General features: G+C 75.7%; 22 protein-coding genes. 11 read left to right on the top strand and 11 right to left on the bottom strand.

Annotated features, from left to right (window positions below):
- The first annotated feature begins 26 nt into the window (after positions 1-26).
- Genes BMW62_RS14560 through BMW62_RS14545 form a run of 4 tightly spaced genes read left to right on the top strand, consistent with a single transcriptional unit; the run spans position 27 to position 3,559 of the window.
- The gene (locus BMW62_RS14560; protein WP_091931848.1) at positions 27-1,058 is read left to right on the top strand and encodes a Bug family tripartite tricarboxylate transporter substrate binding protein; all 1,032 of its coding nucleotides are present in this window, start codon (positions 27-29) and stop codon (positions 1,056-1,058) included.
- Complete coding sequence (locus BMW62_RS14555) at positions 1,055-1,612, top strand: tripartite tricarboxylate transporter TctB family protein (RefSeq protein WP_091931846.1); 558 nt, start codon at positions 1,055-1,057, stop codon at positions 1,610-1,612. The genes BMW62_RS14560 and BMW62_RS14555 overlap by 4 nt, the downstream gene beginning before the upstream one ends.
- Complete coding sequence (locus BMW62_RS14550) at positions 1,605-3,146, top strand: tripartite tricarboxylate transporter permease (protein ID WP_091931844.1); 1,542 nt, start codon at positions 1,605-1,607, stop codon at positions 3,144-3,146. The genes BMW62_RS14555 and BMW62_RS14550 overlap by 8 nt, the downstream gene beginning before the upstream one ends.
- A complete protein-coding gene (locus tag BMW62_RS14545; protein WP_091931841.1) occupies positions 3,143-3,559 on the top strand; it encodes a universal stress protein in 417 nt (138 codons plus the stop codon). Before BMW62_RS14550 ends, BMW62_RS14545 begins: the two co-directional genes overlap by 4 nt.
- 55 nt (positions 3,560-3,614) lie before the next feature.
- Here the strand turns inward: BMW62_RS14545 and BMW62_RS14540 are convergent, their stop codons facing one another.
- The gene (locus BMW62_RS14540) at positions 3,615-4,163 is read right to left on the bottom strand and encodes a hypothetical protein (protein ID WP_091931839.1); all 549 of its coding nucleotides are present in this window, start codon (positions 4,161-4,163) and stop codon (positions 3,615-3,617) included.
- Between the two features lie 94 nt (positions 4,164-4,257).
- Positions 4,258-4,491, bottom strand: coding sequence for a hypothetical protein (locus tag BMW62_RS14535; protein WP_091931836.1), 234 nt, complete (start codon positions 4,489-4,491; stop codon positions 4,258-4,260).
- Between the two features lie 19 nt (positions 4,492-4,510).
- Between BMW62_RS14535 and BMW62_RS14530 the strand changes: the two genes are divergently transcribed.
- Complete coding sequence (locus BMW62_RS14530) at positions 4,511-5,140, top strand: hypothetical protein (protein ID WP_091931833.1); 630 nt, start codon at positions 4,511-4,513, stop codon at positions 5,138-5,140.
- Between the two features lie 453 nt (positions 5,141-5,593).
- Here BMW62_RS14530 and cydC read toward each other — a convergent pair whose 3' ends face one another.
- From cydC to BMW62_RS14515, 3 genes are read right to left on the bottom strand one after another with little or no spacing between them, the layout of a single operon-like run.
- The gene (gene cydC, locus BMW62_RS14525; protein WP_091931830.1) at positions 5,594-8,977 is read right to left on the bottom strand and encodes a thiol reductant ABC exporter subunit CydC; all 3,384 of its coding nucleotides are present in this window, start codon (positions 8,975-8,977) and stop codon (positions 5,594-5,596) included.
- Positions 8,974-10,017 (bottom strand): cytochrome d ubiquinol oxidase subunit II, encoded by a 1,044-nt coding sequence (cydB, locus tag BMW62_RS14520; protein WP_091931827.1) that lies wholly within the window; start codon positions 10,015-10,017, stop codon positions 8,974-8,976. Before cydB ends, cydC begins: the two co-directional genes overlap by 4 nt.
- Before the next feature lie 26 nt (positions 10,018-10,043).
- A complete protein-coding gene (locus BMW62_RS14515; RefSeq protein WP_091931825.1) occupies positions 10,044-11,624 on the bottom strand; it encodes a cytochrome ubiquinol oxidase subunit I in 1,581 nt (526 codons plus the stop codon).
- Between the two features lie 112 nt (positions 11,625-11,736).
- On the opposite strand from BMW62_RS14515, the gene BMW62_RS14510 reads away from it, so the two are divergent.
- On the top strand, positions 11,737-12,105 hold the full coding sequence (locus BMW62_RS14510; RefSeq protein WP_091931822.1) for a BlaI/MecI/CopY family transcriptional regulator: 369 nt from the start codon (positions 11,737-11,739) through the stop codon (positions 12,103-12,105).
- 15 nt (positions 12,106-12,120) lie between these two features.
- Positions 12,121-13,044: a M56 family metallopeptidase gene (locus BMW62_RS14505; protein WP_091931819.1), complete on the top strand. Its 924-nt coding sequence runs from the start codon at positions 12,121-12,123 to the stop codon at positions 13,042-13,044.
- 186 nt (positions 13,045-13,230) lie between these two features.
- On the opposite strand, the gene BMW62_RS14500 is transcribed toward BMW62_RS14505, so the two are convergent.
- From BMW62_RS14500 to BMW62_RS14475, 6 genes are all read right to left on the bottom strand, one after another.
- Positions 13,231-15,549: a heavy metal translocating P-type ATPase gene (locus BMW62_RS14500; RefSeq protein WP_091931816.1), complete on the bottom strand. Its 2,319-nt coding sequence runs from the start codon at positions 15,547-15,549 to the stop codon at positions 13,231-13,233.
- Positions 15,546-16,457 carry a hypothetical protein gene (locus BMW62_RS14495; RefSeq protein WP_091931813.1) on the bottom strand — a complete coding sequence of 304 codons (912 nt, stop codon included), beginning with the start codon at positions 16,455-16,457 and terminating at the stop codon, positions 15,546-15,548. Before BMW62_RS14495 ends, BMW62_RS14500 begins: the two co-directional genes overlap by 4 nt.
- Before the next feature lie 13 nt (positions 16,458-16,470).
- A complete protein-coding gene (locus BMW62_RS14490) occupies positions 16,471-16,683 on the bottom strand; it encodes a heavy-metal-associated domain-containing protein (protein ID WP_091931810.1) in 213 nt (70 codons plus the stop codon).
- Between the two features lie 25 nt (positions 16,684-16,708).
- Positions 16,709-16,978: a metal-sensitive transcriptional regulator gene (locus BMW62_RS14485; protein WP_211435140.1), complete on the bottom strand. Its 270-nt coding sequence runs from the start codon at positions 16,976-16,978 to the stop codon at positions 16,709-16,711.
- Positions 16,979-17,097: 119 nt separating this feature from the next.
- A complete protein-coding gene (locus tag BMW62_RS14480) occupies positions 17,098-17,424 on the bottom strand; it encodes a helix-turn-helix domain-containing protein (protein ID WP_091931804.1) in 327 nt (108 codons plus the stop codon).
- Positions 17,425-17,524: 100 nt separating this feature from the next.
- On the bottom strand, positions 17,525-18,022 hold the full coding sequence (locus BMW62_RS14475) for an Hsp20/alpha crystallin family protein (protein ID WP_091931801.1): 498 nt from the start codon (positions 18,020-18,022) through the stop codon (positions 17,525-17,527).
- A gap of 145 nt (positions 18,023-18,167) precedes the next feature.
- On the opposite strand from BMW62_RS14475, the gene BMW62_RS14470 reads away from it, so the two are divergent.
- From BMW62_RS14470 to BMW62_RS14455, 4 genes are all read left to right on the top strand, one after another.
- Positions 18,168-18,644 (top strand): STAS domain-containing protein, encoded by a 477-nt coding sequence (locus BMW62_RS14470; RefSeq protein ID WP_244524056.1) that lies wholly within the window; start codon positions 18,168-18,170, stop codon positions 18,642-18,644.
- A 48-nt stretch (positions 18,645-18,692) separates the two neighbouring features.
- Positions 18,693-19,961 carry a YibE/F family protein gene (locus BMW62_RS14465; protein WP_091931799.1) on the top strand — a complete coding sequence of 423 codons (1,269 nt, stop codon included), beginning with the start codon at positions 18,693-18,695 and terminating at the stop codon, positions 19,959-19,961.
- The gene (locus tag BMW62_RS14460) at positions 19,958-20,635 is read left to right on the top strand and encodes a class I SAM-dependent methyltransferase (protein ID WP_244524055.1); all 678 of its coding nucleotides are present in this window, start codon (positions 19,958-19,960) and stop codon (positions 20,633-20,635) included. The genes BMW62_RS14465 and BMW62_RS14460 overlap by 4 nt, the downstream gene beginning before the upstream one ends.
- Positions 20,636-20,763: 128 nt before the next feature.
- A complete protein-coding gene (locus tag BMW62_RS14455; protein WP_091932049.1) occupies positions 20,764-21,096 on the top strand; it encodes a TraR/DksA family transcriptional regulator in 333 nt (110 codons plus the stop codon).
- Positions 21,097-21,171: the final 75 nt, after the last annotated feature.

Here is a 21,171-nt window from a genome sequence, read left to right as displayed (position 1 = left end):
CGGCTCCGGGACGAGGAGGTCTCCCCATGACAGTTCCCCATCGAGCGGTGCACCGCCCGGCGCGCCGGCGCCTGCGCTCGGCATCCGTCGCGGTGGCCGCCGCGGTCTCCGTCGGCCTGACCGGCTGCAGCAGCGACGGCGGCAGCAGCGGCGGCGGCGGCGGGGGTGCCGACCAGATCGACCGGCTCGCGGTGATGGCGCCGGCCGACCCCGGCGGTGGCTGGGACCAGACGGCCCGGGCCATGGCCGCGGCGCTGGAGAGCGAGGGGCTCGTCGGCAGCACCCGCGTGACGAACGTGGGCGGCGCCGGCGGCACCGTCGGCCTCGCGGAGCTCGCCAACGAGCGCAGCGAGGACTTCCTCATGGTGATGGGCCTGGTCATGGTCGGCGCCGTCGAGACCAACCAGTCGCAGGCCACCCTCGACGACGTCACGCCGCTGGCCCGGCTGACCACCGAGGACGAGATCATCGTCGTCCCGGCGGACTCGCCGTTCCAGAGCGTCGACGACCTGGTCGAGGCCGTCCGCACCGAGGGCCGCGGCGTCTCGATCGCCGGCGGCTCGGCCGGCGGCACCGACCACATCGCGGCCGGGCTGCTGTTCCAGGCGGCGGACCTACCGGTCGAGGACCTCAACTACGTCGCGTTCTCCGGCGGCGGCGAGTCGCTGGCCGCGTTGCTCGGCGGCCAGGTCGACGCCGGCATCTCCGGCGTCGGCGAGTACGCCCAGCAGATCGAGGCGGGGGAGCTGCGGGCCCTCGCGGTGACCGGCGCGGAGCCCGTCGAGGGCATCGACGCACCCACCCTCACCGAGGCCGGCTACGACGTGGAGCTGACCAACTGGCGCGGCGTCGTCGGCCCGCCCGGCATCTCCGACGAGGCGCGTGAGCGGCTGCTCGCCCTGGTCGCGCAGATGCAGGAGTCCGAGGCGTGGCAGGCCGAGGTCGAGGAGCGCGGCTGGTCCGACGCCTACCTCGCCGGCGACGAGTTCGAGGCCTTCCTGGCCGAGGAGCGCCAGCGCGTCCGCGGCGTGCTGGAGGACATCGGGCTGGTCCAGTGAGCACCGCTTCCGGCTCCGGCGCCGCCCCCGAGCGGGTGGCGGCGCCGGAGCGGGGTGGCCGCACCCGGACCTGGTCCTGGGGCGAGGCCGCCATCGCCGTCGGCCTGTTCGCCGTGGGGGTGTTCACCCTCGTGGAGACGACCAGCATCACCGTCCCCGGCTCGGCGAACGTGCTCGGTCCCCGGGCCTTCCCGTACGCGGTCGGCGTGCTGCTGGTCGGCGCCTCCGTGGCGCTGGCGGTCAGCCTGCTGCGGGGTCAGCACGGCTCCGCCGAGGAGGGCGAGGACGTCGACGCCGGCGCCCGCACCGACTGGGGAACCGTCGCCAAGCTGGTCGCCTCGTTCGCCGCGCTGGTGCTGCTCATCGAGCCGCTGGGCTGGCCCATCGCGGCCACCCTGCTGTTCGCGGGCACGGCCTGGGCCCTCGGCGCCCGCATCGTTCGCGCCGCCGTCATCGGTGCCGTGCTGAACGTCGGCATCCACGTGCTGTTCGTGCAGGTCCTCGGGCTGTTCCTGCCCGCCGGGCCGCTGGAGGGGGTGCCCTTCTTTGGGTGACATCGGCCTGCTGGTGGACGGTTTCGCGACCGCCCTCCAGCCGCTCTACCTCCTGTACGCGCTGCTCGGCGTCACGCTGGGCACGGCCGTCGGCGTGCTGCCGGGGATCGGCCCGGCCATGACCGTGGCCCTGCTCCTGCCGCTGACCTACAGCCTGGAGCCCGCCGCCGCCTTCATCATGTTCGCCGGCATCTACTACGGCGGCATGTACGGCGGGTCCACGACGTCGATCCTGCTCAACACCCCCGGCGAGGCGGCGTCGATCGTCACCGCCCTGGAGGGCAACGCCATGGCCCGGGCCGGACGCGGGGCGGCGGCGCTGGCCACGGCGGCGATCGGCTCGTTCGTCGCCGGCACGATCGCGACGGTCGCGCTCACCTTCGTGGCCCCGGTGGTGGCCGACCTGGCCGTCCAGCTGGGCCCGCAGGACTTCGTGGCGCTCACGGTGCTGGCCTTCCTCACCGTGGCGGCGATGTTCGGCGCCTCGCCGGCGCGCGGCATCGCGGCGCTCGCGGTCGGTCTGCTGCTGGCGATGGTGGGCACCGACTCGCTCACCGGCCAGCAGCGCTTCACCTTCGGCCTGCCCGCCCTGGCCGACGGCATCGACGTCGTCGTGGTGGCGGTCGGCATCTTCGCCGTCGGCGAGGCCCTGTACGTCGCCTCGCGGATGCGCAAGGGGCCGCTGCCGCTGGTGCCGGTGGGCGGCAGCTGGATGACCCGCGAGGACTTCCGCCGCTCGTGGAAGCCGTGGCTGCGCGGCGCCGCGGTCGGGTTCCCCATCGGCACGATCCCCGCCGGCGGGGCCGACGTCTCGACGTTCCTCTCCTACTCCATGGAGCGGAAGCTCTCCAAGCGCAAGGAGGAGTTCGGCAAGGGCGCCATCGAGGGCGTGGCCGGGCCGGAGTCGGCGAACAACGCCGCGGCGGCCGGGGTGCTGGTGCCGCTGCTGACCCTCGGCCTGCCGACCTCGGCGACGGCCGCGATCATCATCGTCGCGTTCCAGAGCTACGGCATCCAGCCCGGTCCGCTGCTGTTCGAGCAGGAGGCGCCGCTGGTGTGGACGCTGATCGCCAGCCTCTACATCGGCAACCTGTTGCTGCTGGTGCTGAACCTGCCGCTGGTGGGGGTCTGGGTGAAGCTGCTGCAGATCCCGCGCCCGTACCTGTACGCCGGCATCCTCACCTTCGCCGCGCTGGGCAGCTACGCGGTCGGTGCCTCGACCGCCGACATGATCCTGCTGTTCCTCGTGGGCGTGCTCGGCTGGGGCATGCGGCAGTTCGGCTTCCCCGTGGCGCCGGCCGTCGTGGGGCTCATCCTCGGGCCCATCGCCGAGGAGCAGCTGCGGCGCACCCTGGCGATCAGCCAGGGCGATCCCAGCGCACTCGTGACGAGCCCGTTCGCGGCGGTCGTCTACATCCTGCTGCTCGTCTTCCTGGCCGCCGGCGTGTACCTCAAGCGCCGGCAGTCCCGGGTGGAGGAGGAGCTCGTCCACGACCGGCCCGAGACCGTGCCGGCAGAGGGGAACCGCTCGTGACCATCGTCGTGGGGTACGTGCCCAAGCCCGAGGGGCGCGCCGCGTTGCAGGCGGCGGTCGAGGAGGCCGATCTCCGGAACCAGCCGCTGCACGTGCTGAACACGTCCCGGGGGGACTCCCTGGTGGACCCGTCCTACGCCGACGCCGGCGACCTGGCCGAGGTCCGGCGGGTGCTCGAGGAGTCCGGCGTGCCCTTCGAGCTCGAGCAGCGCGTGGGCGGCCGGGACGGGGCGGAGGAGATCGTCGCCCTGGCCGAGCGGCTGGACGCATCGCTCATCGTGATCGGGCTCCGACGGCGGACGCCGACGGGCAAGCTGATCTTCGGCAGCGACGCCCAGCGGATCCTGCTCGACGCCGGGTGCCAGGTGCTGGCCGTCAAGGCCGGGCCGGGCGGGAGCGGGGCCGGTCGCTGACCTGGGGGGTGCCGCGGTCCCCGGCCGGTGCCGCCCGCCGGCCGGGGAGTCTCGCTCAGCGGGCGCGGACGCCCGCGGCCACCTCGCTCGGGCGCTGCTGCTCTCCGGCGTAGGAGCTGATCGCGACCAGCGTGCCGGTGAGGGCGGGGATGACCCACTGCAGCGTGTCCAGCTGCTGCTGGGCGGCGGCGAGGTCGGCCCGGGCGACCTTGGTGCGCTTGCTGGGCCGGGTGCCGGACTTCGACGCCACCGCGCCCGCATCCGACACCCGCTGCCCCAGCACCCGGCTGTAGGCGGTGGCGCCGAGCGCGGCCACGGTGACGAGGGTCTTGAGGGTGGACATGCCGCCGACGCCCTGCTGGGCGGCCACCCGCTGCTTGTTCGCCCGCAGCTGGCCGACGCTGCCGATCAGGTGGGCGCCGATGGCGGCGGCGTTGACCGGGGTCCAGCGGTCCCAGCCGGCATTGGCGACGCGCCCGGTGGCCGAATCCGTCCCGGCCTCGCCCGCGGCGGCGTTCAGGGCGACGGCGTTGGCCAGGGTTCCGCCGAACCAGGCGGACAGGCCGAGGTCGTGCAGCGAGCGGGACAGGGTGTTGCGGGCCATGTCGGCTCCTCGGGGAGGGGGATGGTCAGCCGTCCCTACCCCGGGCACCCGGCGGCATGCCGGTTGCCCACGACCGGAGTCTGCGCGCCGGCGCTCAGGGGCGGCGCAGGAGCCGGGCCAGCCGGTGCTTCCGGCCCCCGGTGAGCTCGGCGGCGGACGCCGGGGCCGCTACCTCCGGTTCCGGGGCCGCCGCGGCCCGCTCGTGCAGCCGGGCCCGCACGTCGTCGGGGGTGTAGGCGCGGCGCTGCCGCTCGTTGCGGGCGAGCACGACACCACCGGCGGTCACTCCCGCGAGGCCGGCCAGTCCGAGCATCTTCCAGAGGCGCACGTCCGTAACGTAGCGGCCCGTGCCCGATCTCTCCCTGGACGCCGCGGTCGACCTCACGCGCACCGGCGACGTCTGGATCTTCCGCGGCCCCTCGCTGGCCGACCGCGCCATCCGCGCGCTGACCAACGCGCCGGTGAACCACGTCGGCATGGCGGTCGTGCTGGAGGACCTGCCCCCGCTGCTCTGGCACGCCGAGCTGGGGAAGTCGCTGCCCGACGCGTGGAGCGGCACGCACCAGCGCGGGGTCCAGCTGCACGACCTGCGCGACGCCGTCCTCACCTGGCGCGGGCGGTACGGCCAGCGGGCGTGGCTGCGCCAGCTGGTCGGCCCGGCGGAGGACGGCGGGGTGACCCCGGCCATGGAGGACGCCGTGCTGCGCACGATCGCCCGCCTCGACGGGCGGCCGTTCCCGACCACCCGCGGACTCGTGCGGGGCTGGGTGAACGGCCGGCTGCGGCGGCACACGTCGGCGGAGACCGTCTTCTGCGCCGAGCTGGTCGCGGCCACCTACACGGCCATGGGCCTGCTGCCCGGCGACCGCCCGCTCACCGCCTACGACCCGGGGAGCTTCTGGTCCGGCGACGACCTGCCGCTGCTGCAGGGCGCCCGCCTCGGCCCGGAGATCCCGGTGGACGTCCCGGCGGCCTGACCCGGCCTGACCCGCCCTGCCCGCCCCGTACCGCACAGCCTCGTACCGCACCGCGCCGCGCCGCGCCGCACCGCGCCGCACCGCACCGCACCGCGCCGCACCGCACCGCGCCGCACCGCCCGGCCGGGCGCATGACCGCCGGCAACAAGCCGGATGACGCCGGGCAGGTGGGGTGCCGGGGACGGTCGCTCTCTGCCCCGTGTGGGTGGGCAGGGGCGCGACTGGTCGCCGGACCACCCCGGCGGCCGCCGGGTCGGGTGCTTCCCGGGCAGGCAAGTGGGGTGTCGGGGACAGTCAGGCTCTGCCCCGTGTGGGTGGGCAGAGCGCTACTGGTCGCCGGACCACCCCGGCGGCCGCCGGGTCGGGTGCTTCCCGGGCAGGCAAGTGGGGTGTCGGGGACAGTCAGGCTCTGCCCCGTGTGGGTGGGCAGAGCGCGACTGGTCGCCGGACTGCTCAGGCGGTTGCCCGGACCGCCGTCTCGCCTAGGTGCAGCACCGTGTCACCGGGGCGCTCGACGTCGTCGTCGTGGGTGACGCAGACGACCACCCGCCCCGCGAACGCCGTCCGCAGGTCGCGCATCAGCGTCGCGGCGGTCGGCCCGTCCAGGTGGGCGGTCGGCTCGTCGAGCAGCACGACGTCCCGGTCGGCCAGCAGGGCGCGCGCAGCGGCCAGCCGCCGCCGCTCGCCACCGGACAGCGCCGTCCCGCCGGCACCGACCGGGGTGTCCAGCCCATCCGGCAGCGTGGCGAGCAGCCCCGCCAGCCCGGTCGCGGCCAACGCCGCGCGCATGCGGGACTCCCCGGTGGGCCCGGCCAGCTCGCCGCGCGGGGCGGCCATCGCCAGGTTCGCCCGGATGGAGGAGGCGAAGACGTGCGCTTCCTGCGGCAGCCAGGCCATGCGGGCGCGCAGGTCGTCGCCGGGGATCCGGTCGGTGGGGACGCCGTCGACGGCGTAGCTGCCACCCCGCGGCCGCAGCGCGGCCATGAGCACCGCGAGGAACGTGGACTTGCCCGTGCCGGACGGCCCGCGCATCACCAGCCAGCCGCGACCGGCCTCCGCGCGGGCGTCGACCCCGCGCAGCACGTCCGGTCCGCCCGGCCAGCCGGCGACCAGCGCCCCGGTGCGCAGCGAGCGGACGACATCGGGAGCGGGCAGCGGGTCGGCGGGCTCGGCCGCGACCGGCGCGGTGAGGACGGCGTCGATGCGGGCCTGCGCGTCCGCGAGCGCGCCACGGCGCTGCAGGGCGCCGACCAGCCCGGCCAGCGGTTCGGCCAGCGCCAGCGGCGCCAGCGCGACCACGGCGATCGCCGGGCCGGTGAGCCCTCCGGCCGTCGCCGCGACGGTGCCGAGCACCGCGGCCAGCCCGGTGCCCAGCACCACCAGGCCGTTGCCCACGGCGGCGGCGCGGTCACGGGTGCCGGCCCGGCCGGCCTGGCGGGCGGCGGCCGCGTCGAGGTCGGCGGCGGCGCGGGCGGCGAGCCCGTGCGCCCGCAGGTCGGCCAGCCCCTCGAGCACGGTGCTGGTCTCCCGCAGCGCCGCCACCTGCAGGCTGCTCTCCGCGCGGGCGGCGCCGGCATCCAGACCGCGGTGGGCCAGCAGGACGGCGGCCACCGTTCCCGCGAGCACCGCGGCGACGACACCGGCGGCGGCGAGGTCCACCAGCGCGAGCACCGCGACGGTGGCGGCCGGCACGGTGGCGGCCACCAGCGCCGGGGGCCGGACCCGCACGGTGAGGTCCTGCACCACGCCGACGTCGCCGACCACCCGCGCCAGCGCCGACCCGGGCGTCCGGTCAGCGGCGAGCCCCTGGGCGGCCAGCGCCCGCCAGACGCGCACCCGCAGGTCGGCGGCCCGGCGCAGCGCGACGTCGTGGGCGGACAGGCGCTCCAGCCAGCGCAGCACCGCGCGGGCCAGGCCGAAGAAGCGGACGCCGGCCGTCGCGACCAGCAGGGTCAGCACCGGGGGCATCTCCGCCGCCCGGACGATCAGCCAGCCCGACGCCGCGGTGAGCGCGACGCCCGCCCCGGACGCGAGGGCGCCGGCCAGCACCGCGCGGCGGAGGGCCCCGGCGGTGGGAGCCGGGGTCGCCGGCGCGGCCCCGGCCGGGCGCGGCTGGTCCACCGGGGTGCCGCCGGGGGAGCCGGCCGGGCGCGCGGGTGCGGCCGGGGAGCCGGTCGGGCCTGCGGCTGCGGCCGGGGAGGCGGTACCCGCGGGTCCGACCGGGGCGGGGAGGTCGACGGCGCGGTCGGCGAGGCCGGCGAGCACCGGGTCGTGCGTGACCAGCACGACGGTGACGGTGCCGCGCAGGGCGGCGAGGACGGCGGCGACCAGCCCGCGGGCGTCATCGTCCAGGTGCGCGGTCGGCTCGTCGAGCAGCAGCAGCCGGGCGCCGCGGCGGACCCGCACCAGGGCGCGCGCGAGGGCCACCCGCTGCAGCTCACCGGGGGAGAGCGACTCCGGCGCCCGGCCGGCCAGGTGGTGGGCCTCGACCCGGCCGAGCGCCTCGACGACGTAGGCCTCGGCCACGACCTCGTCGACCCCCGGCGCCGCGGCGGCGTGCCGGCGCAGCTCGTCGGCGACCGTCGCGCCGGTGGTGCGCGGGAACTGCGGCACCACCGCGACCGGGCCCCCGGCGGCGACTGCGCCGCCGACGCGGGCGCGGGGATCGGTCAGGCCGGCCAGCGCGGCCAGCAGCGTGGACTTGCCCGAGCCGCTCGGGCCCCGGAGCACCACCAGCTCGCCGGGGTGGACGGCGAGGTCGGTGGGCGGCAGGGCCGGGACGGCGCGGCCGGGGTAGGAGACGCTCAGCCCCGCGACGGCGACGTCGGCACCGCGCGGGTCGTCGTCCCCCCGGACCGGGACCGGAGCGCCGCCGGCGGGCGCGGCCAGCACCGCGCGCGCCTCGGCGGCGGCGAGGGCGGCGTCCTCCGCGGCGTGGTGGGCGGCGCCGAGCGCGCGCAGCGGGGCGAACGCCTCGGGGGCGAGCAGCAGCGCGGTGAGCCCGATCCCCAGGACGAGGTGGCCCTCGACCAGCCGGACGCCCACGGTCACCGCCACGAGGGCCACCGAGAGCGTGGCGATCAGCTCCAGCACGAAGGCCGAGAGGAACGCGATCCGCAGCGTGGCCAGCGTGCGGGTGCGGTGCGCCTCGCCGAGCGCGGCCAGCGCCGCCGTCTGCTCGGCGGCCCGGCCGAGCCCCACCAGGACGGGCAGGCCGCGCACCAGCTCCGCGACGTGCGCGGCGATGCGGTCCAGCGCCCTGGCGGAGTCCGCCGTCGCGTCCTGCGTGAACTTCCCGACCAGGACCATGAACAGCGGCACCAGCGGCAGGGTGACGGCGACGAGCACCGCCGACAGCAGGTCGATCCAGGCCAGCGCCAGCAGCAGCGCCGGCGGGACGACCAGCGTCTGCGCGACCGCCGGCAGGTAGGTGGCCAGCGCCGGCCCGAGCTCGTGCAGCCGCGTGGTGGCCAGCAGCGCGGCCGGGGCGGGACCGCCGGCCGCGGCCACCGCGGCGGGGGAGGTGGCGAGCCGCTCGAGCAGCCGGCGGCGCAGCAGGTCCTCGGCCCGGCGGGCGTCCCGCGCGGCCACCGCCTCACCGAGGCTCCCCGCGGCGGCGCGCAGCGCGACACCGGCCGCCGCCAGCGCGAGCGGGACCGCGGGGGAGCCCTCGCCCAGCCCGCTCGCCCGGGCGACGGCGTGCGCGAGACCGGCGGCCAGGAGCACCAGGCCCGCGGTCTGGGCGAGCGCCGCGAGCCCGGCCCGCACCAGCGCGCCGCGGAGCCCCGGGACGCCCGCCAGCGCGGCGAGCGGACCCCGCGGCGCGCCGGCGCTCATGCCGGCAGCTCGCTCGGCGCCGGGGCCTCCCCGCTGCGGGGGGCGTCCTCGTGCTGCGGCTCCGCGGTCAGCCGCTTGCGGAACACCCAGTACGTCCAGGCCTGGTAGCCCAGCACGACCGGCAGCCCGACGGCGGCCGCCCACGTCATCACGGTGAGCGTGTAGTTGCTGACCGACGCGTCGGCGATCGTCACGTCGAAGGCGGGGTCGATCGTCGAGGGGACGACGACGGGGTAGGCGGCCCCGAAGATGGTCGCGGCCGAGCTGACCAGCAGCACCGCCCAGCCGGCGAAGGCCTGCCCCTCATGGTCGACCCGGATGCGCGCCCAGGTGACCAGGACGGCGAGCGCGCCGACGACCCAGAGCACCGCGGTGACCGGCGTCCCGGAGCGCAGGTGCACCCAGCCGGCCCAGGTCAGCAGCGGCAGCGCGGCCACCGGCGACCACCGCAGCGCGAAGGCCCGGGCGCGCAGCCGGACGTCGCCGTCGGTCTTCAGCGCCAGGAACAGCGCGCCGTGGACCAGGGAGAAGGCCAGCACCGCGACCGCGCCGAGCAGCGCCGCCCAGCCCACGCCGGCGAAGCTGCCGCCCACCCGGATGCCGTCTCCGTCGATCGGCAGGCCCAGCGTGGTCGTGCCCAGCGCCGCACCCACGCCGAGGGCGGCGATCAGCGAGCCCACCGTGATCACGTGCGTCCAGGTGCCGTCCCAGCGCGGGTCGTGCGACTGGTGCCGCCACTCGAAGGCGACCGCCCGGATGATCAGGCCGAACAGCACGAACACGAAGGGCAGGTAGAGCGCGGGCAACCAGGTGGCGTACCAGCCGGGGAAGGCGGCGAACACCGCGCCGGCCGCGGTGATCAGCCACACCTCGTTGCCGTCCCACAGCGGGCCGATGCTGCGGAGCATCAGGTGCCGGTCGGCGGTCCGGCGGCCCAGCACCGGCAGGAGGGCGGCGACGCCGAAGTCGAAGCCCTCCAGCAGCAGGAAGCCGATCCAGAGCACGGCGACGGCGGCGAACCACAGGGTCTGCAGGTCCATGACGGGGTTCCTCGGATCTACGGGGGTCAGTAGGCGAACTGGAGGACGTCGTCGTCGGCGCGGCGGCCCCCGCCGGCGCCACCGGCGCCGCCGTCCGGGCCCTCGCGGCGGTCGTCGTCCCTGCCGGTGCCGATCGGCGGCGTGGTGCTGGTGTCGCCGGCGGTGATGCCCGACCGGATGAACCGGGTGAGCAGCCCGAGCTCGATGACCGCGAGCACCCCGTAGACGAGGGTCAGCGCGCCCAGCGACGTCCAGACCTCGGCCGCGGTGACGCCGGGCGAGACGGCCTGGGCGGTGAAGAACCAGATCTGCTCGTCGACCGGCACGTCGGGGTTGGGGACGACGACGAAGGGCTGGCGGCCCATCTCGGTGAAGATCCACCCGGCGGCGTTGGCCACGAACGGCGCGCCCACGGCCGCCAGCGAGCCGTACACGCCGATCCGCGAGGTGGGCACCCGGCCGCGCCGCGTCGACCACAGCGCGTGGGCCGCCACCCCGGCCGAGACCGCCCCCATGCCGATCATCAGCCGGAAGCTCCAGTAGGTGACCGCGAGCACCGGCTGGTAGTCGACCGGCTCCCCGGCGAGGTTGCCGAAGCGCGACGGGTCGTCGGGGTAGGTCGCGCCGTAGACCTCGGAGTACCGCTCCTGCAGCTCGTTGACGCCGGGCACCTCGCTGGTGAAGTCGCCGTGCGCGAGGAAGGAGAGCAGCCCGGGCACGGTGATCGAGTGGACGTCGTCGCACTCGTTGGAGCCCAGCTTGTTCCAGGCGAAGATCGAGAAGGACGCCGGCGCCTCGGTCTCGCACAGCGCCTCGGCCGAGCTCATCTTCAGCGGCTGCTGGTGGTACATCAGCTTGGCCTGCCAGTCGCCGGTGGCCGCGACCAGGACGAAGGCCGCGAGCGACACCCAGCCGCCGATCCGGACCGAACGGCGCCACACCCGGTGGTCGATCTCCTCGGGCGAGCGCCCGGCCAGCTTTCGCCGGCGCAGGTGGTAGAGCCCGACGCCGACGAGCAGGGCGCCGGCGACCATGAGCGCCGCGACGATGGTGTGGGTGAAGGCGGCCAGCGCGGTGTTGTTGGTGAGCACCGCGAGGAAGTCGACCTGCACCGGCCGGCCGGTCGCGTCGTCGGCGACGACCCCGACCGGGTGCTGCATCCAGGAGTTCGCCGCGATGATGAAGTAGGCGCTCACGGTCGAGCCGATGACCGCCGCCCAGAGCGTCGCCAGGTGCAGCTTCTTCGGGATCCGGCCCCAGCCGAAGATCCACAGGCCGAGGAACGTCGACTCCAGGAAGAAGGCCAGCAGCGCCTCGAGGGCCAGCAGCGAGCCGAAGACGTCGCCGACGAAGCGGGAGTACTCGCTCCAGGCCAGGCCGAACTGGAACTCCTGCACCAGGCCGGTGGCCACGCCCAGCACGAAGTTGATCAGGAAGACCTTGCCCCAGAACCGGGTCATCCGGAGCCACTCGGGGTCGTCGGTGCGCACCCACATGGTGTGCATGACCACCAGCAGGATCCCCAGGCCGATGGTCAGCGGGACCATCATGAAGTGGTAGACGGTGGTGATCCCGAACTGCCAGCGTGCGATGTCCAGGACGTCCACGGCCCGGATCCCTTCTGCGGTCTACTATCGGCACGTTCTTTCTACGCCTCGTAGAAGACGTTTTCTACGATACGTAGAAGAGGCACGTGTGATCTGCCGGACAGGAGGAGCGATGGCGTCGCTGGGAGAGCTCGAGCGGGCCGTCATGGAGCGGCTGTGGGCCGCGGACGGCCCGGTGGCCGCGACCTGGCTGCGGGACGAGCTGGCCGACCGAGGGCTCGCGCTGACCACCGTGCACACGGTGCTGAGCCGGCTGGAGCAGAAGGGGTTCGTCGTCCACGACGAGGCCCGCCCGCGCCGGTTCTCCGCGCGGGCCAGCCGCGAGGACCACGCCGCCCAGGCGATGCGCGAGGTGCTGGGGCAGGCCGCCGACCGGCAGGCCGTGCTGGCGCGCTTCGTCGGTGCCGTCGACGCCGACGAGGCCCGGATGCTGCGCGACCTGCTGGCCGCCGCCGGCGCCGACGACGCCGCCCAGGGCTGACCCGGGCCGCGACCCGTGCTGCCCATCACCGCCGCGCTCCTCGCCGTCCTCGCCGCACTGCTGGCGTGGCCGGTGCCGGCGCTGCTGGCCCGCGCCCGCTGGCCGGGGCGCGACCCGCTGGTGGCGCTGCTCTGCTGGCAGGCGATCGGGCTGGCCGGTGGGCTGTCGATCATCGGGGCGCTGCTGGTGCACGGGCTCGCGCCGTGGGGTCACTCGCTGCCCGAGGCGGTGTGGGCGGTGCTGCACGGCCGGGCGGCGACCGGGGCGGTACGCGGCGACCACTGGGTCACGCTGACCCTCGCGGGGGTGCTGGCCTTCGAGCTGGTGGGCGTGCTGCTGCTCTCCTGGGCGCGCATCGCCCGAACCCGGCGCCGGCACCGTGCGCTGCTGGAGCTGGTGGTGCAGCCGGCGCCGGAGCCCGACGCCCGGCTGCTCGAGCACCCCGCGCCCGTGGCCTTCTGCATCCCCGGCGCCCGCCCGCTGCTGGTGCTCTCCTCCGGCATGGTGGCCGAGCTCGACGGCGAGCAGCTGGCCGCCGTCGTCGCGCACGAGCGGGCGCACCTGGGCGAGCACCACCACCTGCTGCTGCTGCCGTTCGTGGCGTGGAAGGCGGCGCTGCCGGTGCTCCCGGCGGCCGAGCGCGCCCACGGTGCCGTGCGGGAGCTGGTCGAGATGCGGGCCGACGACGTCGCGCTGGGCTCGCTGCACGGGTCCGCGCCGCGCCGCACCCTGGCCGCCGCCATCGTCACGGCCGCGGGCGGCGCCGGGGGAGTGCCGGCCGGCGCCCTCGCGGTGGCCGGGGCGGGGGTGCGGGCCCGGGTGGTCCGGCTGCTGGAGCCCGCCGACCCGCTCCCGCCCGCGGCCCGCGCGAGCGCGCTCGCCGCCGCCGTCCTGCTGCTGCTGGTGCCGACCGTCCTGCTGCTGCTACCGGCGCTCTGACCGCGCCGCGACGGCGGGCGCCGTGGCTCGCTGCACGTCCCTCATCGGTTGCCCTCCGGGGCGGTGGGGATGTCCTCGGGCAGTCGCGCTCTGCCCCGCCGGGGTGGGCAGAGCGCGACTGTGCCGGAGGGTGTGGTCGGGGTCCGGCGGCAGGCCGGCCGGGCGGAGGTGCGGTCGGCAGGCCGGTCAGGCGGGGGTGCGCGCGTCCGCGCGGTGGCCGCCGGCCACGGCCAGGGCCGCGTCCCGGTTCTCGGGCAGCGGCGCGAAGCCGCGCAGCCGCAGGCTGTTGGAGACGACGAACACCGAGCTGAACGCCATCGCGGCGCCGGCGATCATCGGGTTGAGCAGCCCCGCGGCGGCCAGCGGCAGGGCGGCGACGTTGTAGGCGAACGCCCAGAACAGGTTGCCCTTGATGGTGGCCAGCGTGCGGCGGGAGAGCCGGATCGCGTCCGCGGCTGCCCGCAGGTCGCCGCGCACCAGGGTCAGGTCGCTGGCCTGGATCGCCACGTCGGTCCCGGTGCCCATCGCCAGGCCCAGGTCGGCCTGCGCCAGCGCGGGGGCGTCGTTCACGCCGTCGCCGACCATCGCCACCGTCCGGCCCTCGTTCTGCAGCCGCCGGACGACGTCGACCTTGTCCTGGGGGAGCACCTCGGCGACGACCTCGTCGATGCCGACCTGCGCGGCGACCGACCGCGCGGCCCGCTCGTTGTCGCCGGTGAGCAGGATCGGGGTCAGCCCCAGGTCGCGCAGCTGGGCGATCGCACGGGCGGAGGTCTCCTTGACCGCGTCGGCGACCACCAGCACGCCCCGGGCCGCGCCGTCCCACCCGACGGCGACGGCGGTGCGCCCGGCCGCCTCCGCCTCGTCGACGGCCCGGACCAGCTCCTCGGGCAGCGGCAGCGACCAGTCGGCCAGCAGCCGGCGGCGGCCCACGACCACCGCCGCCCCCTCGACCACGCCCTGGACCCCGAGGCCCTCGACGTTGGCGAACTCCGCCACCGGCGGGAGCTCACCGGTGCGCTCGACGGCGCCGGCAGCGACGGCCCGTGCGATCGGGTGCTCCGAGGCCGCCTCGAGGGCGCCGGCCAGCCGCAGCACGCGGTCGGGGTCCTCGCCGGGAGCGGGGACGACGTCGAGCAGCGTCATGCGCCCGGTGGTGACCGTGCCGGTCTTGTCCAGGACGACGGTGTCCACCCGGCGGGTGGACTCCAGCACCTCGGGGCCCTTGATCAGGATGCCGAGCTGGGCGCCGCGGCCGGTGCCGACCATGAGCGCGGTCGGCGTCGCCAGGCCCAGCGCGCACGGGCAGGCGATGATCAGCACCGCGACCGCGGCGGTGAAGGCGGCCGGCAGCCCCGCGCCGGTGCCGATCCAGAAGCCGAGCGTCGCCGCGGTGAGCGCGAGCACGACCGGGACGAAGACGCCGGAGATGCGGTCGGCCAGGCGCTGTACCTCGGCCTTGCCGTTCTGCGCCTCCTCGACGAGCCGGGCCATCTGGGCCAGCTGCGTGTCGCTGCCCACGCGGGTGGCCCGCACGACCAGCCGGCCCCCGGCGTTGACCGTGCCCCCGGTGACGGCGTCGCCGGGCCGGACCTCGACGGGCACCGACTCGCCGGTCAGCATCGAGGCGTCGACGGCGGAGCTGCCCTCGGTCACCTCGCCGTCGGCCGCGATCTTCTCGCCGGGGCGCACGACGAACAGGTCGCCGCGGCCGAGCTCGGCGATCGGGACGCGCCGTTCGGTGCCACCGCGCAGCACCGCGACCTCCTTGGCGCCGAGCTCCAGCAGCGCGCGCAGCGCCGCCCCCGCCCGCCGCTTGGACCGCGCCTCGAACCAGCGCCCGGCGAGGATGAACGTCGTCACGCCGGCCGCGGCCTCGAGGTAGATGTTCGCGCTGCCGTCGGTGCGGGCGATGGTGAGCTCGAACGGGTGGGTCATGCCCGGCACGCCCGCGGTGCCCCAGAACAGCGCGTACAGCGACCAGCCGAAGGCCGCGAGCGTGCCCAGGGAGACCAGGGTGTCCATCGTCGCCGCGCCGTGGCGGAGGTTGGTCCACGCGGCCCGGTGGAAGGGCAGGCCGCCCCACACGACCACCGGCGCGGCCAGGGTGAGCGAGAGCCACTGCCAGTACTCGAACTGCAGCGCGGGCACCATCGCCATGGCGACCACCGGGACGGTGAGCAGGGTCGAGACGAGCAGGCGCGTCCGCAGCGCTTGCAGCGGGGCGTCGGCCGGGTCGCCGTCGGCCTCCCGGGCGATCTCCGGTCGCGGGGGCTCGGGCAGCCGCGCGGTGTAACCGGTCTTCTCCACCGTGGCGATCAGGTCGTCGGTGCTGACGCCGTCGGCGTAGCTGACCTTGGCCTTCTCGGTGGCGTAGTTCACCGTGGCGGTGACGCCCTCGATCTTGTTGAGCTTCTTCTCGACGCGGGCCGCGCACGACGCGCAGGTCATCCCGCCGATGAGCAGCTCGACGTCGCTGGTGGCGCTGCCGGAGGCGGTGGTCATGAGGGGTGCTCCTCCGAGTGCCCGGTGGTCACCGTGAACGCGGCCGTGTGCACGGCGTCGCCGTGCCGGAAGTCCAGGAACAGCCGGTAGGTGCCCGCCGAGGGGGCGGTCGTGACGAACGGGACGTGCGGCCCGGGGGCGGCTCCGGCGCCCTCGTGCTCGGCCGGGTGGACGTGCAGGTAGGCGAGGTCCCCGTCCCGCAGGGCGACCAGGTGCCCGTAGGCGCCGAGGTGGGGCTGCAGGTCGGTGACCGGGACGCCGTCCCGGCTCACGCTCAGCGTCAGCTCCGACTCCTCACCCGGGGTGAGCCCACCGGTCAGGACGACGGTGTAGCCGTCGACCTCCGCGACCGCCGACGGGGCCGGCAGGGGAGCGGGGTCGTAGGCGCCGGGGACGGCGAGGTCCGCGCCGAGGACGCGGTTTGCGCCGTCGGCCGCGGTGGTGAAGTCCGCGAACAGCCGCCAGCTGCCCGGTTCCAGCGCCAGTGGTGCGCGCCAGACCCCGTCGTCCCCGAGCTCGGGGTGCACGTGCTGGTAACCGGTGAGGTCGCGGCGGACCGCGACCAGGTGCAGGTCGACGTCGTGGTCGGTCTCGTACGCCCTGACCGGGGAGCCGTCGGGCCCCAGGACGCGGAAGGCCACCTCGGTGGAGGGGCCGGCCGGGGCGGTGCCGTCGGCGAGGGCGAGCGTGTAGCCGTCCTCGCTCACCTGGAGGCCGCCCGGCGCCTCCGCAGGCGCCGGGGCGGCGGCGTGGCCGCCGTCCCCGTGCCCGGCTCCGGCGGCGTGCCCGGCCCCGGCGGGGGCATCGACCGGGCCGATCGGGCCGACCGCGGAGCCCACGCCGACCGCGGCCCCGAAGACGGCGACCAGGCCGACGGCGAACGCGGCGATCTTCGCGGGGGTGTTCATGGCGCCGGCCGCATCAGCGGCCGCTCACCTCGTATCCGGCCTCCTCGACGGCGGCGCGGACGGCGGCGTCGTCGACCGGGCTCTTGCTGCTCACGGTGAGCCCGCCGGTGGCGAGGTCGACCTCGACATCGGTCACGCCGGGCACCTGCGAGACCTCCTCGGTCACCGCGTTCACGCAGTGGCCGCAGGTCATGCCGGTGACGGTGTAGCCGGCGGTGGTGCTCATGGGAGTTCCTCTCGGGATCGGTTGCTCAGGAACGGACGAGACGGGCGATCGCGTCGGTGGCCTCGCGGACCTTCTCCTCGGCCTCGCGGCCACCGGCCCGGGCGGCGTCGACCACGCAGTGGCTCAGGTGCTCCTCGAGCAGGCCCAGCGAGACCGCCTGCAGCGCCTTCGTCATCGCCGAGACCTGGGTGAGGATGTCGATGCAGTACTTCTCGTCCTCCACCATGCGCTGCAGCCCGCGGGCCTGCCCCTCGATCCGCCGCAGTCGCTTGAGGTAGTCCTCCTTGCGGTGGATGTAGCCGTGCGCGTGGTCGTGGCTGGTGCAGGCACCGTCGGTGGTCTCCACGTCGTCCCTCCCTGCCGGCGTCGCACCCTGCGCCGCCGAGGTGAACCATACCCCCCTAGGGTTCCTTGTCAATCCCGGCGGGGCCGCTCCCGCAGCCGGGCGAGGTCGGCGCGGGCCGCGGCGAGCTCGTCCTGCAGGCCGACGATGACCTCCGCCGAGGCGACCGGGTGGCCGTCGTCGAGCAGTACCCGCATGCGGGCGGCCAGCGTCAGCTGCCGGCGGGAGTAGCGCCGGTGGCCGCCGGGGGAGCGGTGCGGGGAGATGATCCCGGAGCTGTCCAGGCTGCGCAGGAATGCGGCCTGGACGCCGAGCAGGTCGGCGGCCTGGCTCATCGTGAGCGCCGGGTACTCCGGGTCGTCCAGGCGGCGCAGCGGGTCCTGCCCCTCGGTGGTCATCTCGGCGCGCTCCTGTCGTGGTGGATGGGGCCGGAACGGTGCAGGGGCCGGGCCCTGGACGGGCCCGGCCCCTGCGGTGCTGCGACCGGTTCGGCCGCAGTCAGCGCTCGACCGCCTCGGCCTCCTGCTGGGACCCGCCCTCGACGGTGCGGGCCTCGGCCGCGGCGGGTGCGTCGGCGCGGGTCGCGGTGATCCGGCGCGCCTTCGCCTTCTCCGCCACCGGGATGCTGATGGTGAGCACCCCGTCGTGGTAGCTGGCCTCGAGCCGGTCGGTGTCGAGGCTGCGCCCGAGCACCAGCTGGCGGGTGTAGCTGCCGAACGGCCGCTCGGCGATCGTCCACTCCGCGTTCTCCAGCTGGGGGACCGAGCGCTCGGCGCTCACGGTCAGGGTGTTGCCCTCGACCGAGAGGTCGATCGACCCGGGGTCCACACCGGGCAGGTCGAAGTGGGCGACGAAGTTGTCGCCGACGCGGTAGGCGTCCATCGGCATGCCCGAGAGTGGGCGGGCGGTCGCGGCGCCGCCGCGACCGGTCAGCTGGTCCAGCGCGCGGAAGGCGGCGGACGTGGCGGCGAACGGGTCGTAAGCGGTCAGCATCATGGCTGGAACCTCCTGTGACGGTCGTGCTGGTGTTCGCTGCCCGAGGATGAACCTCTAGCGGCAACTGGAGGTTACCTCGGTCGTGCACCCGTGTAAACGTACGTCGGCCGCAGGTGTTCCCGGCCGGTCCCGGAAGGTCGGGTGCGTGAACACCTCGCCGACGGGGCACGACCGCACCGTGGAGGAGACCAACGCCGCGCCGCGCCACGCCGCCCCCGACCACGATGCGCCGTCCGCCGAGCCCACCGTGTCGCACACGGTCGAGGGGGACAGGGTGCGGGTGGTCGTCGGGGGAGAGCTGACCGAGTCCGCCCGCCGCCCCCTGGTGCGCACGCTCACCGACCTGCTGCTCGCCGAGCACGGCCTGCAGCGGGTGGAGCTGGACCTGCGCGGCGTCGGGTTCATGAACTCCGCCGGGCTGGCAGTGCTGGTGCAGTTGCAGAAGCTCGGCGTGCCGCGGGGCATCGAGACCGTGCTCGTCGACCCGCCGCTCTCGGTGTCCCGCCCGCTGCAGCTCACCGGGCTGTGGCACCGCTTCACCGTGGTGGCCGGCGACGGCCGGGTGGTCGCCGAGCCGTCGGGCGGCGGTGGCCCGGCTCCCCGGGATCCCCGACACACCTGAACCGGCACCGGAGCGGTCCTCGGGCGGCGCGGCTCCTAGCCTGACCGGGTGTCGTCCACCCATGCCCACAGCCACGGTCCCGACCCGGACGCGCCCCCGCCCAGCCCCGAGGCGCTGACCCGCAGACGGCGGGCGGTGTGGCTGATGCTGCTGCTCCTCGTCCCGGTGGGGCTGGCCACCGTGATCGGGCTGTTCGTGCTGTGGCCCAGCGGCGAGCCCACCCGTGCCGAGCAGGCGGCCACGCAGGCGCTGCCCCCGGGGATCACCTACCCCGACGGCCGCGTCGCCTCGCTCGAACCGTACGACTGCGGGATCGAGGGGCGCCCGGCGACCTGCGCGACCGCCGTCGTCGAGGTGCTCGACGGCGACGGCGCGGGTGCGTTCGTCGAGCTCGACCTGGACGCCGTGGTGGTGGCCAACGGGGTCGAGGAGGGCGACACCCTCGTCCTGACCCGGGACGCCGCGGCCGAGGGCGGCGTCGCCTACGCGTTCTTCGACTTCGCGCGCGACATCCCCATGGTGACCCTGGCGATCGTCTTCGCCGTCGTCGTGGGCCTGGTCGCGCGGCTGCGTGGGCTGGCCTCGCTGCTCGGGCTGGCCTTCGCCTTCTTCGTCCTCCTGCAGTTCGTGCTGCCCGGGCTGCTCGGGGAGGGGTCACCGGCGCTGGTCACCCTCGTGGGCTCGGCGGCGATCATGTTCGTCGTCCTCTACCTCGCGCACGGGTTCTCCGCCCGGACGACGACGGCGCTGGTCGGCACCCTCTTCGGCCTCACGCTGGTCGCCCTGATGGGGGCGGCAGCGGTGGCCACGGCCCGGCTGACGGGGCTCACCAGCGAGGAGACGGTGACCCTGCAGGGCTACGACCCGACGCTCAGCTTCTCCGGCCTGGTCCTCGCCGGCATGGTCGTCGCGGGGCTGGGCGTGCTCAACGACGTGACCATCACCCAGGCCTCGGCGATCTGGCAGCTGCACGAGGTCGACGCGTCGATGACCTGGCGGGAGCTGTACACCCGCGGGATGACCGTGGGGCGCGACCACATCGCCTCGACCGTCTACACGATCGTCTTCGCCTACTCCGGTGCCGCGCTGCCGCTGCTGCTGCTCTTCGACCTCTACGACCAGCCGTGGAACGTCGTGCTCACCTCCTCGGCGCTGGCCGAGGAGGTCATCCGCACGCTGGTCGGGGCGATCGCGCTGGTGCTCGCCGTCCCGGTGACGACGGCGGCCGGTGCGTTCTTCGCCAAGGCCGCGGACACCCAGGCCGGCACGGCCACCGAGCGCGGGCTGACCGCGCTTCGGACTAGGTTCGCCCGGTGACGATCGACCGGCCCCGTCCAGAGGCTCGCGCCGAGCCTGCGAGGCGGGAGGAGGGCGGGGTCTTTCTGCTCGCCGCCGCCCGGGCGGCCTCCGGCTTCATGCCCGACGACGAGGGCCGGGCCCTCTACGAGGCCGCGCGCGCCGTCCCCGTTCAGGGCCCGCTGCTGGAGGTGGGCAGCTGGATGGGCAAGTCGGCGCTCTACCTGGCCGCCGCCGCGCGGGAGACCGGTCGCCAGGTGGTCACCGTCGACCACCACCGCGGCTCCGAGGAGCACCAGCCCGGCTGGGAGTACCACGACCCGTCGCTGGTCGACCCCGCCGTCGGGCGGATCGACACGCTGCCGCGGTTCCGGCGCACCATCGCCGAGGCGGGCGCCGAGGACGTCGTCGTCGCCGTCGTCGCCCGGTCGGAGACCCTCGCCCCGCTGTGGAGCACGCCCCTGGCGCTGCTGTTCCTCGACGGCAGCCACACCGAGGAGTCCGCGCGGCGCGACCAGGACGCCTGGGTGGCCAAGCTGGCCGTGGGCGGGACGCTGGCGATCCACGACGTCTTCCCCGACCCGGCCGACGGCGGGCAGGCGCCCTACGGCGTGTACCGGCGGGTGCTGGCGAGCGGGGAGTTCGAGGAGCTGCCGGGCACCGGGTCGCTGCGGCTGCTGCGCCGCACCGCCTGAGGTGCCGCCGACCGCACCGCACGGGCGAGGCACCGCCGCCCTCGCCGAACGGCCGCCGTCCTCGTGCTGCAGCGCGAGGACGGCGACCCGTGGGTGAGGCCGGTGCCGAAGGCGGGGAGGATGGTCCGGTGCTCCCGTCCGACGACCTCTCCCGCGCCCGGACGGAGGCGCTGGCGCAGATCGAGGCGCTCACCCGCGAGTTCGACGCGATCGTCGCGGCATCGCAGGCGTCCAACGCCGACGACGAGCACGACCCCGAGGGCGCCACGATCGCGTTCGAGCGCCAGCAGGTGGCCGCGCTGCTGGAGCAGGCGCGCCGCCGGCTGGCCGACGTCGACGTCGCGGTGATCGCCGTGGAGAACGGCACCTACGGCCGCTGCGAGACCTGCGGCCGGCCGATCGCGTCGGAGCGGCTCGCCGCCCGCCCCACCGCCCGCACCTGCATCGACTGCGCCCGCTGAGAGGCCTCCGGCGCCGAGCGCGTGCGCTCAGGGGGTGTTCGCCGGCCGCACCCTCCGCGTCAGGGCACACGCTCG

The organism is Blastococcus sp. DSM 46786 (assembly GCF_900109665.1).
Taxonomy (GTDB): domain Bacteria; phylum Actinomycetota; class Actinomycetes; order Mycobacteriales; family Geodermatophilaceae; genus Blastococcus; species Blastococcus carthaginiensis.
The sequence above is the reverse complement of the archived record's forward strand: the minus strand, read 5'-3'. Positions and strand labels throughout refer to the sequence as shown.